The 13,378-nt window shown below is 64.3% G+C and carries 13 protein-coding genes and 1 pseudogene; 2 read left to right on the top strand and 12 right to left on the bottom strand.

Features of this window, described 5'->3' with window-relative positions; translation table 11 throughout:
* Window positions 1-30: 30 nt before the first annotated feature.
* Window positions 31-912, top strand: coding sequence for a cytidine deaminase (gene cdd, locus AB5Y95_RS08075; protein WP_017779977.1), 882 nt, complete (start codon window positions 31-33; stop codon window positions 910-912).
* Between the two features lie 73 nt (window positions 913-985).
* Here cdd and AB5Y95_RS08070 read toward each other — a convergent pair whose 3' ends face one another.
* The 3 genes from AB5Y95_RS08070 to AB5Y95_RS08060 all read right to left on the bottom strand — a co-directional run bounded on the left by AB5Y95_RS08070 (window position 986) and on the right by AB5Y95_RS08060 (window position 4,252).
* Window positions 986-2,650: an AMP-binding protein gene (locus tag AB5Y95_RS08070; protein WP_005300110.1), complete on the bottom strand. Its 1,665-nt coding sequence runs from the start codon at window positions 2,648-2,650 to the stop codon at window positions 986-988.
* A gap of 97 nt (window positions 2,651-2,747) precedes the next feature.
* Complete coding sequence (locus tag AB5Y95_RS08065; RefSeq protein WP_005300108.1) at window positions 2,748-3,026, bottom strand: YfcL family protein; 279 nt, start codon at window positions 3,024-3,026, stop codon at window positions 2,748-2,750.
* A 110-nt stretch (window positions 3,027-3,136) separates the two neighbouring features.
* Window positions 3,137-4,252: an ATP-NAD kinase family protein gene (locus tag AB5Y95_RS08060; protein ID WP_206219902.1), complete on the bottom strand. Its 1,116-nt coding sequence runs from the start codon at window positions 4,250-4,252 to the stop codon at window positions 3,137-3,139.
* A 118-nt stretch (window positions 4,253-4,370) separates the two neighbouring features.
* Between AB5Y95_RS08060 and AB5Y95_RS08055 the strand changes: the two genes are divergently transcribed.
* Entirely contained in the window at window positions 4,371-5,105 is a 735-nt protein-coding gene (locus tag AB5Y95_RS08055) for a TerC family protein (RefSeq protein ID WP_368160411.1), read from the top strand.
* Window positions 5,106-5,162: 57 nt separating this feature from the next.
* On the opposite strand, the gene AB5Y95_RS08050 is transcribed toward AB5Y95_RS08055, so the two are convergent.
* The 9 genes and pseudogenes from AB5Y95_RS08050 to AB5Y95_RS08010 all read right to left on the bottom strand — a co-directional run bounded on the left by AB5Y95_RS08050 (window position 5,163) and on the right by AB5Y95_RS08010 (window position 13,361).
* On the bottom strand, window positions 5,163-5,651 hold the full coding sequence (locus tag AB5Y95_RS08050; protein ID WP_005300102.1) for an OmpA family protein: 489 nt from the start codon (window positions 5,649-5,651) through the stop codon (window positions 5,163-5,165).
* A gap of 2 nt (window positions 5,652-5,653) precedes the next feature.
* A complete protein-coding gene (locus tag AB5Y95_RS08045; protein ID WP_368160408.1) occupies window positions 5,654-6,922 on the bottom strand; it encodes a diguanylate cyclase in 1,269 nt (422 codons plus the stop codon).
* A complete protein-coding gene (locus AB5Y95_RS08040; RefSeq protein ID WP_026141919.1) occupies window positions 6,919-7,470 on the bottom strand; it encodes a YfiR family protein in 552 nt (183 codons plus the stop codon). Before AB5Y95_RS08040 ends, AB5Y95_RS08045 begins: the two co-directional genes overlap by 4 nt.
* Window positions 7,471-7,665: 195 nt before the next feature.
* On the bottom strand, window positions 7,666-9,213 hold the full coding sequence (tyrR, locus tag AB5Y95_RS08035) for a transcriptional regulator TyrR (RefSeq protein ID WP_010634201.1): 1,548 nt from the start codon (window positions 9,211-9,213) through the stop codon (window positions 7,666-7,668).
* A 169-nt stretch (window positions 9,214-9,382) separates the two neighbouring features.
* A pseudogene (locus AB5Y95_RS08030) lies at window positions 9,383-9,472 on the bottom strand (4a-hydroxytetrahydrobiopterin dehydratase); the annotation flags it as partial.
* Window positions 9,473-9,503: 31 nt separating this feature from the next.
* Complete coding sequence (locus tag AB5Y95_RS08025) at window positions 9,504-9,842, bottom strand: 4a-hydroxytetrahydrobiopterin dehydratase (RefSeq protein WP_005300093.1); 339 nt, start codon at window positions 9,840-9,842, stop codon at window positions 9,504-9,506.
* Window positions 9,843-9,895: 53 nt separating this feature from the next.
* Window positions 9,896-10,690 (bottom strand): phenylalanine 4-monooxygenase, encoded by a 795-nt coding sequence (phhA, locus tag AB5Y95_RS08020; RefSeq protein WP_368160404.1) that lies wholly within the window; start codon window positions 10,688-10,690, stop codon window positions 9,896-9,898.
* A gap of 172 nt (window positions 10,691-10,862) precedes the next feature.
* Window positions 10,863-11,894: a YcjF family protein gene (locus tag AB5Y95_RS08015; protein ID WP_368160401.1), complete on the bottom strand. Its 1,032-nt coding sequence runs from the start codon at window positions 11,892-11,894 to the stop codon at window positions 10,863-10,865.
* Window positions 11,895-11,954: 60 nt separating this feature from the next.
* On the bottom strand, window positions 11,955-13,361 hold the full coding sequence (locus AB5Y95_RS08010; protein WP_368160398.1) for a YcjX family protein: 1,407 nt from the start codon (window positions 13,359-13,361) through the stop codon (window positions 11,955-11,957).
* Window positions 13,362-13,378 lie beyond the last annotated feature (17 nt).

The raw sequence follows: 13,378 nt of genomic DNA, 5'->3' as shown, positions 1-13,378 counted from the left end.
GGCCCCCCAATTGGCCTTTGAGGACACACTATGCATCCCCGTTTTGCCAAGCCACTCGATACCCTGTCCGCTCCGCTCAAGGCAGCCCTGCTGCCCATGCTGGGCGATGACTTCCAGGCCCGCTTCACCGCTGATCAGGTCGCGACCCTGAAAGCCGCTACCGGTCTTGACGATCGCGCCCTGCGCCTGGCCCTGCTGCCGCTGGCCGCCGCCTGCTCGGTGGCCCCCATCTCCAAGTTCTTCGTCGGCGCCATCGCCTGCGGCCTGAGCGGCAACTGGTATTTCGGCGCCAACATGGAGTTCGCCGGCCAGGGACTGTTCCACTCGGTGCATGCCGAGCAGTCCGCCATCTCCAACGCCTGGCTGGGCGGCGAGACCGGCATCTCCGAGATCACCGTCAACTACACTCCCTGCGGACACTGCCGCCAGTTCATGAACGAGCTGAGCACCGCCAAGACCCTCAAGGTCTCCCTGCCGGACGACTTGAGCGCGCTGCAATCCTTCCTGCCCCACTCGTTCGGCCCGGCGGATCTGGACATCACGGACGCCCTGATGAGCCCGCAGTCCCACGACGAGCTCCAGCTTGAGAGCGATGATCCGCTGTGGCAGGCCGCGCTGGCCGCCGCCCGCCAGAGCTACGCCCCCTACAGCCAGGGTTATGCCGCAGTGGCACTGCAGTTCGCCGACGGTCGCATCTTCTGCGGCCGCTACGCCGAAAACGCCGCCTTCAACCCCAGCCTGCCGCCGATGCAGATGGCCTGCGCCCATGCGGTGCTGGGCGGCGAGGATCTCGCCACCATCCGCCGCGCCGTGCTGCTGGAGAGCAAGGATGGCCAGATCAGCCAGCAGGACTCCGCCCGCGCCACCCTCAAGGCGCTCGGTTCGGTCGAACTGGAGTATCAGGCGGTCTGATCGGCCATGGCCTGAAACAACAAGGGGAGCCAGTGGCTCCCCTTGTTGCTTTGCGGTGATCAGCTGATCCCCGTCAGGACTCCCAGACGATGCTCTGGGAGGAGGACCAGGCGTCCCCCAGGTTCGCGTACTTCTGCTCCAGCAGGTGGCGGCGGATCTTCATGGTGGGCGTCAGCACCCCGTTCTCGATGTTCCAGGGGCTCTTCACCACCAGGATGCCACGAATTTTGGCATGGGACTCCAGCTGTTCGTTGACCCGGTTGCGGGCCGCCTCCAGCTGGGCATTGACCTGACTGCGATCCCCCTTCATGGCGTGTTCAGCCAGCTGCACCAGCGCCACCGGCTGCGGCATACCGTAGCCGATCACGCACAGCTGCTCGATGATGGGCTCCTGGCCCAGCAGCCCCTCGATGGGCACCGGCGCCACATACTTGCCCTTGGCGGTCTTGAACACGTCCTTCATGCGGCCGGTGATGGTGAGGTAGCCCTCCCGATCCAGCTTGCCCATGTCGCCGGTGTGCAGCCAGCCCTCTTCATCGATGGCCTCGCGGCTGTGCTCGGGATCCTTGTAGTAGCCCAGCATCATGCCCTCGCAGCGACAGAGGATCTCCCCCTCGTCGGAGATCTTGATGTTGACCCCGATCCCTGCCTTGCCGACCGTGCCTATCTTGTCGGCCCTAAACGGGTAGTTGATGGTGGAGTAGGCGTGGTTTTCGGTCATGCCCCAGGCTTCGGTCACCTGAAGGCCGATGCTCAGGTACCACTCAAGCAGGGCCGGCGACACCGGCGCCGAGCCGCAGCCAAGTACCCGCGCCTGATCCAGCCCCAGCCCCTTTTGCAGCTTGCGCTTGATGAGGCCCGAGACGAAGGGGATCTTGAGCAGCAGCGCCAGCTTCTGCTGAGGCAGCTTCTCGAGGATCTTGATGCGGAACATGGCCCACAGCCGCGGCACCGAGATGAACACGGTGGGACGGCAGCGTTTGACGTCCTCGATGAAGGTATCGAGGGACTCGGGAAAGGCGATGGTGGCGCCGCCGTAGAGGCTGCCGCCGTAGATGTAGACCCGCTCTGTGATGTGGGCGAGCGGCAGATAGGAAAAACCGCGGTCGGACTGGGTCAGGCCCACCGTCTCCACCAACTTCTCGCACGACCAGGCGTAACGTTCGACGCTCAGCATGGCCCCTTTCGGCTTGCCGGTGCTGCCGGAGGTGTAGACCAGGCTCAGCAGGGCGTCCGGCGCCTGCACCGGGCTGTCCGGGATCGGTTCGTGGCGATCCAGCAGTTCGTCCCACTGGTGGGCCGCCGGCATAGTGTCATAGGGAAAGGCAATGCGCAGCAGATCGGCGGGCACCCCCGCCTCCTGGCTCTTCCAGTCATCGAGCTTGCCGACGAAAATGGCCTTGGCCTCGCTGTGGCGCAGCACGTATTCGATGGTATCGACGTTGGCGGTGGGGTAGATGGGCACGCTCACGTACTGCCCCATCTGCATGGCGAGATCGGCGATGAACCACTGGGCGCAGTTCTTGGAAAGCAGTGCCACCTTGTCGCCGGCCACCAGCCCCAGTTGACGCAGTGCCGTCACCATGCGGCGGGCCTCGTCGGCCACTTCGCCCCAGGTGAAGTCCACGTATTCTCGGTTGATGGTTTGACGCAGATAGACTCTGTCAGGAGACTGCCGCTCCCAGTGATAGAGCATTTCGAGCGGCAGTTTATTGGCAATACGCGAGGAGGAAGCCATAGTTTAATCCCTGAAACAAAAGGCGAAACTTATTATTAACCTTTCACTAACCTCAGGGAAGAATAAACTTAAACTTCTGTTTGAACTGTGTAACCGATCAAGCTTCTGCCTGTTGTTGCAAACGAATCCACATCGCCTGCACCAGCTTCTCATCCTCTTCCGAGAGTTCACCCTGCAAAATGGCCTCGTTCAGGCTGCGCAGCACATAGCTCTTTACATCCCGCACCAGGGTCTTGCCTTCCAGCTCGGCCCGCGCCACCGCCAGCGAGATGTGGCCGCGCAGGTAGCCCCCGGCAAACAGCTCGTCATCGGTCGCCGTGGCCACCATGCTGTCTATCAGTCCCAACAACTTGTGCTCAAATTCATGAATCGTCATTTAACGCAGCCTCATTTTCCGGGATTGCCGGCAAAATAATTCGGGGGAGTGGAACCGCGATCCGGTTGATCGCGGCTCTCTGGCGCCAGGCCAGCCGCATCCTTGATGTCCTATTCCGGGTTGGCCACCGGGTAGATGACCTGATCCTTGTATCCCGTGGTGATCCGCAGATAACCACTTAACGACCGGTTCAGCGCCGGATCATCGGTATCCACCAGCAGCGGACGGCCATCGAGGGCTGCCAGCTTGGCTTTGGTGGCCAGGACCTGGATCTGGTCCCGCCCGACGGCCCGGATCACCTCTGGACTCAGTTGCTGATTTCCGCGCCCGAACAGATGTCCCTGACCGCCGATCAGGGTGATGATCAGCCGGCAGCGACGACCGCGGATCCGGGTCAGGATCTCGGCGGCGCAGAGATCCTGCCCGATAAGCCGGCCATTTTCCACCAGATCCACACCGAGCAGGGTATTTTCCAGACCCAGCTCCGCCATGCAGGCCGCCACCGTGCTGCCGGAGCCCATCAGATAGAGGGTATCGGGCTCCATCTGTTCGACCACACCGGCGGCGATGTCCGCCAGCACCAGCTCTTCGGACTCCCGTCCCCCCTGCTTGACCGCCTGCACGTAGCGCAGATCGCCGGGCACCTGCAGCTGGCCATAGTGGCGGGCGCGCACCTTGCCGGCGCGAAACGCCTCCTCGTCGATGTCCATCACCTCGGCATCCACCAGACTCAGCAGTTCGCCTGCGATCATCCTGGCCGCCACCCGGCCGCTGGCGGCGGGGGTCACCCCGTACACCCCGGAGTGGATCTTGCAGCCGGCCGGGATCCCCAGCACATGGCACGACTCCCCCACCGCCGCACAGATGTCGCGCGCCGTGCCGTCACCGCCGGCAAACAGCAGCAGATCGACGCCGGCCTCGCGCAGCGCCAGCGCCGCCGCGCGGGTATCGGCCGCCGTGGTGGGCACAGTGGCGGGCTGGTAGACGATGCGACAGGGCAGACCGAGCTCGCCGGCAAGCCCGGCTCCCATCTCCCCTGCCACCGTCAGCAGCTCGAAACGCTCCGCCAGTTCACACAGTGGCAGCAGCGCCTGACGAGCCCGCTCGCAAGCCTTGGGCACGGCGCCACGGGCCAGCGCCTCGGCCACCATGCCGTCACTGCCCTTGAGACCGACCGAGCCACCGATGCCGGCGACCGGATTGATGATGAGTCCTAAACGAAACATATGTCCCTCCCGTTGGATGGTCGCCATTTTTATCTTTTCCAGCCACTGGGACAAGCCATAACCCCCTGCTAGAATGCGCAGTTTCAACCCTCAACCAAAGTTCAACCAAGGTTTCATCATGCTGGAATGGGTTCTGGACCCCTCTGCCTGGGTCGCGCTCGCCACCCTGACCCTGCTCGAGATCGTGCTCGGCATCGACAACATCATCTTCATCTCCATCCTGGTCGGCCGTCTGCCGGAAGCCCAGCGCCAGAAGGCGCGGATCCTGGGGCTGGCGCTTGCCATGGGCACCCGCATCCTGCTGCTGCTATCGCTCGCCTGGGTGATGCGTCTCACCGAGCCGCTGTTCACCGTGCTGGGCGAGGCCATCTCGGGCCGCGATCTCATCCTGTTGCTGGGAGGCCTGTTCCTTATCGGCAAAAGTGCCCACGAGATCCACGCCACCCTGGAGGGGGCCGCCGAGCCCGAGAGCGTGAGCACGGCCGCCTCCGGCTTTATCAGCACCCTGATCCAGATCGCCATCCTCGACATCGTCTTCAGCCTGGACTCGGTCATCACGGCGGTGGGCATGGCGGATCACGTGCCGGTCATGGTGCTGGCCATCATGATCGCCGTCTTCATCATGATGTTTGCCGCCAAGGCCATCGGCGACTTCGTCGACAACCACCCCACCATCAAGATGCTGGCCCTCTCCTTCCTCACCCTGGTAGGCTTTGCGCTGATGGCCGAGGGGATGGACCTGCACATTCCGAAGGGCTACATCTACTTCGCCATGGCCTTCTCGATGACGGTGGAGATGATCAACATCCGCCTGCGCAGTCACCACGACCGCGAGAAGTTCAAGCAGCAATAACGGCGAGCCACAAAAAAGAGCGCCTGATGGCGCTCTTTTTGTATCTACACAACCGTGTCATTCATTGCTGATGACAATCGCCACACGGCGGTTCTCGGCCCGACCGGCAGCCGTCTTGTTGTCGGCTATCGGATCGCGCTCGCCACGGCCCCGGATGTCCAGGTTGGCCTGCGGCATGCCGACCGAAACCAGCACATCGGCCACCGACTGCGCCCGCTTGTAGGAGAGCTGATCGTTGTAGTCCGCCGCCCCGTTGGAGTCGGTATGACCATCGATCCGCGCCCGGTTCAAGCCCACTTCCAGCAGCGTCGTCCCCAGTTTTTCCACCACGACGCGCGTCTTGGGGGTCAGGGCATCCGCGTTGTTGGCAAACAGCACACGGTTGGAGAAGTCCAGAGTCCAACCCTCGTCGGTCAGGCGAAAGCCTTGCTCCTTGAGTACGGCGATCTGCTCTGCCGTGAGGCCGTGGGGAGCACTCTGGCAACCCATCAGCACGCTCAGCAGCAGACCGATCAAGCCGGTTTTCATCAGGACATGGATCTTCATTGTTATTTTTCCTCAGCAGAGACATCAAATTCCAGCTGCTCATGGAGTACAAGCTCCCGACGCAGCCGTTTGGCTTGGTACATGGCATGGTCCGCCTGCTGCAGCAGATCGGCGGCACTCTGCCCCTGATCCGGATACAACGCGACGCCAATGCTGACGGCCGCCACCAGCTGGCTGCCGTCCCCCAGTACCACGGGGTCCGCCATGGCCTGCTGGATGCGGGCAACCACATCCTCCGCCTCCTCCACCAGGGAGAGGGGGGTGAGCAGGATGGCAAACTCGTCGCCCCCCAGACGGCATACCAGATCCATCGGCCGCAGCTGATGTTGTACCCGTCTGGCCAGCGCGATCAGCACGTCATCCCCGGCGGCATGGCCCAGGGTGTCGTTGATCTGCTTGAAGCGATCACAATCGAGGTAGAGCAGCGCGAAGCGCTCGTCATGCAGCCGGCCCGTGGTGACCGCCTGATCCAGACGAGCCTCAAACAGAGCACGATTGGGCAAGCCGGTCAAGGCATCGTGGGTGGCCTGGTGCAGCAGGCTGGCATTCTCCCGCCGCTGGTGGGCCTGCCAGGCCTCCAGCTCGTCGAGCAGGGAGTTGAAATCCTGACCCAGCTCGTGCAGCTCGGCGATGTTGGCCTCCGGCACCCGCATGGCGAGGATCCGCTGGCGGCTCACGCTGTGGGCCACCTGGGCCAGCTCCTTGAGTGGCGCCGTGAGGGAGTGTTGCATCCGGTGCGCCACATAGAGTGCCCCCAGGGTGCTGAGCACCAGACAGAGCAGCATGGCCAACAGGGTTTGCAGCAGGAACAACAACAGATACTGGCCGTGCCCCACCAGGTGGATATGGGCGATCTCCATGCCCCCCCGCATCATGGGTTGATCCACCGGCCCCGGCAGGATGATCCGCGCCAGATACTGCTCAAGGCCGGACCAGGGGGTGCTCATGGCCCGGCTCCAGCTCGCCAGCAGCTGGCCGCTCGGCAGATAGATGCTGGCCTGCGCCACGTCTTCGTGCGTGAGGATGGCCTCCAGCGCCTCCCGGGCCGCCTCCTCGTCGTGGAACACCACGGCCGCTTCGCTGGTATAGCCGATGGCGCGGGCGACCAGCTCCAGATTGTGATCCGCATAGAGCCGCAGCGCCAGCAGGGCGATGCCGGTCAGCAGCAGACCGGCCATGCAGACCGCGGTCAGGGACGTCACCAGATGGGTGCGTCCCAGACTCTGTCGCAAGGTGAGGCGCTGGGAGGGGGGGCGGAACAGACCTATCATGACCCCCCCTCATCGGCCTTGGCCAGTTTGAGCACCGCCGGATGCACCCGCACTCCGCTCCTGGCCAGGGCATCCAGATTGACCCTGAACCGGATCCGCTCCTTGCCGATCTGCAGGCAGAAGACGGCGTCGGCCACGCACTCGGAGCTGGATTCGCTGATGCTGAGGATGGGGTAGCCACGCAGCCGTTCAAACAACGGCAAGCGCCGCTCGGAGGAGAGTACCCCCAGATAGAGCACGTCACACTGGGGGCCGATCGCCTCGTCATCGATTTCGTAGCGATGGACGCTGACCGGCCGGCCGTTGGCCTGCTGCTTGATGGAAAAGAGCGCGGTGGCGTACTCCGTCGGTGCCGCCACGCACAGGCGCAGCTCGCTCGGTTCATTCGGCCAGCGGGTATAGCTGAGAATGTCGAGCACGGTCTGGCGTACCTGCTCGGACCGCAGCTCGGCCGCGGTGAGCGGGGGCGACTCGCCGGAGAGGGCCAGCGAGCAAAACAGGGGCGCCAGCCAGACCAGGATCCTGAACAGTGAAAAAGTGTGCATCATGCCTGCGCTTACACCCGCCTCAGCAACCACACAGGGCACAGGCCCGAAGGGGGTGAGCCGGCAGGAGATAGTATGGAACTTGTCAGCAGCATGACAAGGCGCAGCCCGCAGAGCAAGGGGCTGACCGGGCTGGCGTCACAATAATGAAGAGGGCCCACCCCGGCGTGAGCCCTGCGATAAGTTACATTCATGGGGTTACTTCTTGCTGATCCCGTATTCCCGCAGTTTGTTGGCGATGGCGGTGTGCGACACCCCCAGCCGTTTGGCCAGCTGACGGGTGGAGGGGAACGCCGGGTAGAGCCGCTCCAGCAGCCTGCTCTCGAAGCGTTTCACCGCCTCGTCCAGCCCCCCTTCGAACCACTCGTCGATGAGCGGCATGGCGTCGGCCGCCACCGGCAAGTCCACGTGCTCAGGGCCGATCTCGTCCCCTTCCAGCAAGGTCATGGCGCGATAGAGGCAGTTGCGCAGCTGGCGCACGTTGCCGGGCCAGCGATAGGCGGTCAGGTACTCGGCCATGTTGCGGGTAAAGCGCGGGCGCGGACGCTGCAGTTCGCTGGCGAAGCGGGAGACGAACTGCTGGGCCAGCGCCATGATGTCCGCCTTGCGCTCGCGCAGCGGCGGCAGCGCCAGACTCAGCACGTTGAGGCGATAGTAGAGATCTTCCCGGAACTTGCCCTCATGCACCAGATCCAGCAGCTGCTTCTGGGTGGTGCAGATGAAGCGCACATTGACCTTCACCTCCTGCTCGTCGCCGACCCGGCGGAACACGCCATCCTGCAGCACCCGCAGGAACTTGGTCTGCAGATGGGGCGACATGTCGCCGATCTCGTCCAGCATCAGGGTGCCGCCGCTCGCCAGCTCCAGTACCCCGCGCTTGCCCTCGGTGTTGTTGCCAAAGGCGCCGGGGGCATAGCCGAACAGCTCGCTCTCGGCCACGTTGTCCGGCATGGCCGCACAGTTGAGCGCCATGAAGGGGTGGCTGGAGCGCAGGCTGGCACCGTGGCAGGCGCGGGCCAGCAGCTCCTTGCCGGTGCCGGTTTCGCCGACGATCAGCAGCGGCGCATCCTGCATCGCCAGCTTGCTCGCCTGGGCCAGCACCTGTTTCATCTTCTGGCTCTCGGCCTGCAGGTGTTCAAAGCCCCCCACTTCCACCGCGTGCAGCGCGCTGAAGTGCATGCCAACCCGGCGGGCGGACTTGAGCACCACCACGGCGCCGGCCAGGGCCTGCTTGCCCTTCTCCTCGGCCACGAACAGCGGCATCAGATCCGCCAGATACTCCTCGCCGCCGATGCTGAGCTTGCAGGTCTGCGGGCGGATCTCGCTCGCCTCCAGCCAGCGGCTGAAGGAGAAGCCCTTGACCAGGGAGCCGAGCGCCGCGCCGCGCACCTCCTCCACCGGCAGGGCCAGGGTGGTGAGGGCGGACTGGTTGGCCTGGGTCACCTTGCCCTTGGCATCGAGGGAGAAGACCAGATCCGGCAGCGCCTTGAGCAGCGCCTCAATCTCGTGGTGCTCCCGCTCGGAGGGCATGTAGGGGATGGTCTTGACGTCATAGACGCCGGGAATACGGCGGATCTCCGGCATCAGGTGCTGGAAATCACGAAACTCCAGCTCGGGAAAGTTGAGATAGATGATGCCTGAGGTATCGATTTCGATGCCGCGCAGATCGATGTTGTGCTCCACCAGGCGGTCGAGCAGTTCCCGGGTCAGGCCCAGGCGGTCTTCACAGCTGACTTCAAGACGCATTCGGGACACACTTCCTAGCTAACTCTATGAATGACCGGATAATACAGACTCGATCCCGCCAGTGCGAGCGCCAGCCCATAAAAATGCGGGCCCGCCCCGTTTTCACCAGGCAGGCCCGCGTCATCTACAGGCGTTTATTTGAGCAATTTGTCGATGAGGAATGGCCTCTTCACTTCAGCAGCTCATCCGTGCGCGCCGCCATGATGAAGTCGTTGCGATGCAAGCCACCTATCTTGTGGGTCCACCAGCTGGCGGTCACCATCTCGCCCACTCGGTGAGTGAGGGCGTCTTCACTTCAGCAGCTCATCCGTACGCGCCGCCATGATGAAGTCGTTGCGGTGTAATCCGCCAATTTTGTGGGTCCACCAGCTGACGGTCACCTTGCCCCATTCGGTGAGGATGGCGGGATGATGAAACTCCGCCTCCGCCAGCTCACCCAGGCGGTTGGTGAAGGCGAGCGCCTCCTTGAAGTTGCGGAAGGTGAATTCGCGCCGCAGCTGCAGCTCACCTTTTACCACCAGCGGCTGCCAGTCGGGGATGAGGCGCATCAGTTCGCTCAGCTCCTGCTCGCTCACCTTGGGGGCATCGGCGCGGCACGCTTCACACTGCTGGCTGGCCAGTTCGGACATGGGACTCTCCTTGTGTATCGATGAAATGGGGTAATCAAATACCGGCGGGCGGTTCAACTCGCCTGCTTGCCGCCAGCCGGTGCAAAACGGGGGGGACGCAGCCCCAGACGGCGCGCCTCGGCCACCATGGCCATGATGTCCTGCTCCGCCAGACGATAGAGCTCATCAAGCTCGGGCAGCACGAAATAGGTGGGCTGCATGATATCGATGCGATACGGGGTGCGCAGCACCTCGATGGGATCAAAGGGTTGCAGCACAGGTTGGCCACCGAGGGCATAGGCGGTCTCACCGATGGAGGAGAGAATGCCGCCACCGTAGATGCGAAGCCCCTCCGGCGTGGCCAGGAGGCCAAACTCCACCGTGAACCAGTAGAGCCGCGCCAGAAAGACCCGATCCTCCTTGCCGGCCCGCTGGCCGAGCTGGCCATAGACATGAGTGAAGTGGGCGAAAGCGGGGTTGGTCAGCATGGCGCAATGGCCGAAGATCTCGTGAAAGATGTCGGGCTCCTGCAGGTAGTCGAGCTCGTCCCGGCGGCGAATGAAGGTGGCCACCGGAAACTGGCGGTTGGCCAGCAGGGCAAAGAAGCGGTCAAAGGAAATGAGCGCCGGCACCGCCGCCACCGACCAGCCGGTGGCCGGCTGCAGCACGGCGTTGATCTGGGCCAGCTGGGGGATCCGATTCCGGGGCAGGTCGAGCCGCGCCAGCCCGGCCTGGTACTCGTCACAGGCCTTGCCCTCGAGCGCCGCCAGCTGGCGTGCGATCAGGATCTGCCAGGTGCCGTGCTCCTCGTCCGAGTAGTGGATCGTGCCCGATTCGTCCGGCTGGTGGGCGGTGTAGAGACTTGCCATGGGTGACTCCATCCTCTGGGTTGCAACCCGCCATCCGGGCGGTGTGGCGCCATTGCGCGATGGGATCACTGTAACGGTTTGCCCCCCAAAAAAGCAGCCGACCCAGGGGTCGGCTGTCGCGGATAATTGTAAATAATTTGTGACAACCACAATCGAGCCCCTGGCCTGGTGCTCACCCCTTGTTGAGGTAGCCCGCCAGCTGACCGATCAGCCGCTTGCGCAGCTCGCCGAGCCTGGGTTTCTCGTCCGCGCACCAGGGCAGCGGGCGGCACGCCTCTATGGTGCGCAGGCCGAGGCGGGCAGTGAGCAGCCCGGCCCCCACCCCTTGCGCGGCGCGGGCTGAGAGCTTGGCGGTGAGCTCGGCCCCCAGCAAGTCCATCCCCACCTCGGTCACCAGCTCGGTGGCGCCGGCGTAGAGCATGTTGCGAAACACCTGACGGATGAGGCGAATGCGGCTCCAGTAGCCGAGCTCGATGGCGTAGACATCGGCGATGTCCTCGATCATCCGCAGGTTGCGCCACAGCATCAGCATCATGTCGACGGTGGCGAGCGGGCTCAGGGCCACCAGCACGGCGGCCTCCCCCGACCATTTGGCCACCCGCGCCTGGGCCAGCTTATCGCGCTCGCCGAGCACCAGCTGGCTGTAGAGGGTCAACACCTCCCGATCGTTGTGGCTCTCGTCGAGCTGGGCGAGCCAGGTTTGATACCCCTCGCGCCCCTTGTCGCCGCTGCGCTCGGCCAGCCCTTCGCAAAACCCCTGACCCTGGCCGACCCCTTGATGGGCCAGCAGATCCTCGGCCCGCGAGCGCACATCCTGGCGTCGCTTGAGGGTGCGCAGGCGCAGCCACTCGCGCCCCACCACCCCGGCGGTGCCCGCTGCCACCAGTGCCGAGGCCGCCAGCCAGGCACCGCCCCAGAGCGGGGTGGTGAGAAACTGCTCGTAGAGAAAGGCGCCGTACTGGCCCAGAGAGAGCAGGCCGACCGCTCCCAGTCCCCAGGCCAGCAGCCGATGACGGCGGCGCGGCTTGATGATGAGGGCGCTCTCCACCTCGGTGAGCTCTTCCAGCTCATCGAGGCGCTCGAAGCTCGCCTCCTCCAGCCGCTGGGCCGGAGCCGGCGCTCGCTGGTCGTCAGCTGCCGTCAAGGTGGGTTCCAGGATCACCTTGCCCTGCAGCGGCGGCTGCGCTTTTGTCTGATCGTTCATCGCTTCTCCTGAAAACCGTCTTCTGGGTGCGGCGACGGAAACAACCCCGGCCGCACACCCTTATTCGAGGTGATCCCCGAGCAGAAACTCCAGCGCCGCATCGAGCCGGATATGGGGCAGCGCCTGATGGGTGCTCATGGGCAGCGGGCGAAAGGCCTGAAAATCAAAGCCCTGATTGTTCCACCACTGCGCAAGCGGGATATGGGATGGCACCTCACCCGGAAACAGCAAGAGCGGCTCACCCGAGAGGCTGGTGCCACGGATGGCGGGGAACTCGCGGCCATCGGCCATCCCCTTGCCCACCTCGGTCGCCTTGATGGCGGCGAGCGCCAGACACTCGGTGGCAATCCCCTCAAAACGGGCCTGGCCGCGGCCGCTGCGCACCAGGTGCTGCAGCAGGGAGACCATGGGGCCATGCTGCTCCGGGGTGACGTGATCGGCCTTGCTCGCCACGAACAGCAGCTTGTCTATGCGCGGTGAGAAGAGCCGCCGCCACCAGTTGCTCTTGCCGTAGGCAAAGCTCTCCATGATGCGGGCGATGGCCTGCTGCATGTCGCCAAAGCTGGCCGCCCCGGCATTGAGGGGCTGCAGGCAATCCACCAGCACGATCTGGCGATCAAAACCGGCGAAGTGCTGCTCATAAAAACCCTGCACCAGATGCTGCTTGTACTGCTCGAAGCGCTGCTTGAGGGTGGCGTAGAGGGTGCCATCAACGGGCTCGCCGGCAGGCATCTCCCACACCCAGGGCACAAACTGCAGCATGGGGGCACCGGCATACTCCCCCGGCAGCACGAAGCGACCGGGCTGGATCAGGTGCAGCCCCAGCTCACGCTTGCAGGCGTGCAGATAATCGGTGTAGCGCTCGACGAGCTGGGCCACCGGCCGCTCCTCGAAGCCCTGCTCCGCCTGCCATGCGGGTGCCAGCCAGCCGGCGGCCAGGGTCTGCAGCTCGGGGCGGCGCAGCTGCTCGCGCACCTGCTCGCTCCACTGCTCGTAGCTCATCTCAAGCAGCGGCAGGTCGAGCAGCCACTCCCCGGGGTAGTCCACCAGATCCACGTAGAGGGTGGAGATCTCCCCCAGGTGCTTGCGCAGGGGGTGACGGGTGCGATAGCGGATTTCCAGGCGCACCTCGGCCACCCCGCGGGTCGGCTCGGGCCAGGCCGGCGGATCGCCAAACAGAGAGTCGAGGCCACGCTCGTAGGGGAAGGTGGGAATGTGGGCATTTTGCTGGGGTACCCGGCGAGCGCCGAGGATGCGCCCCTGGCGCAGGGCATCCCACAGGGGCAGCCGGCCATCGATGGCCGCGTGTTCCAGCTGGTTGACCAGCGCCGTGATGAAGGCGGTCTTGCCGCTGCGAGAGAGGCCGGTCACCGCCAGCCGGATGTGGCGATCCCGTACCCGGTTCACCACGTCGCTTGCCTTGTGCTGCAGGCGATTGAATTGCTGTTCCAGTTTATTGAGTATCAAGGCTTGTTCTGTTCTCC

Source organism: Aeromonas sp. R5-3, assembly GCF_040908225.1.
GTDB classification, from domain to species: domain Bacteria; phylum Pseudomonadota; class Gammaproteobacteria; order Enterobacterales; family Aeromonadaceae; genus Aeromonas; species Aeromonas dhakensis.
Note: the sequence above shows the minus strand (reverse complement) of the source record. Positions and strands in the feature narration are given on the sequence as shown.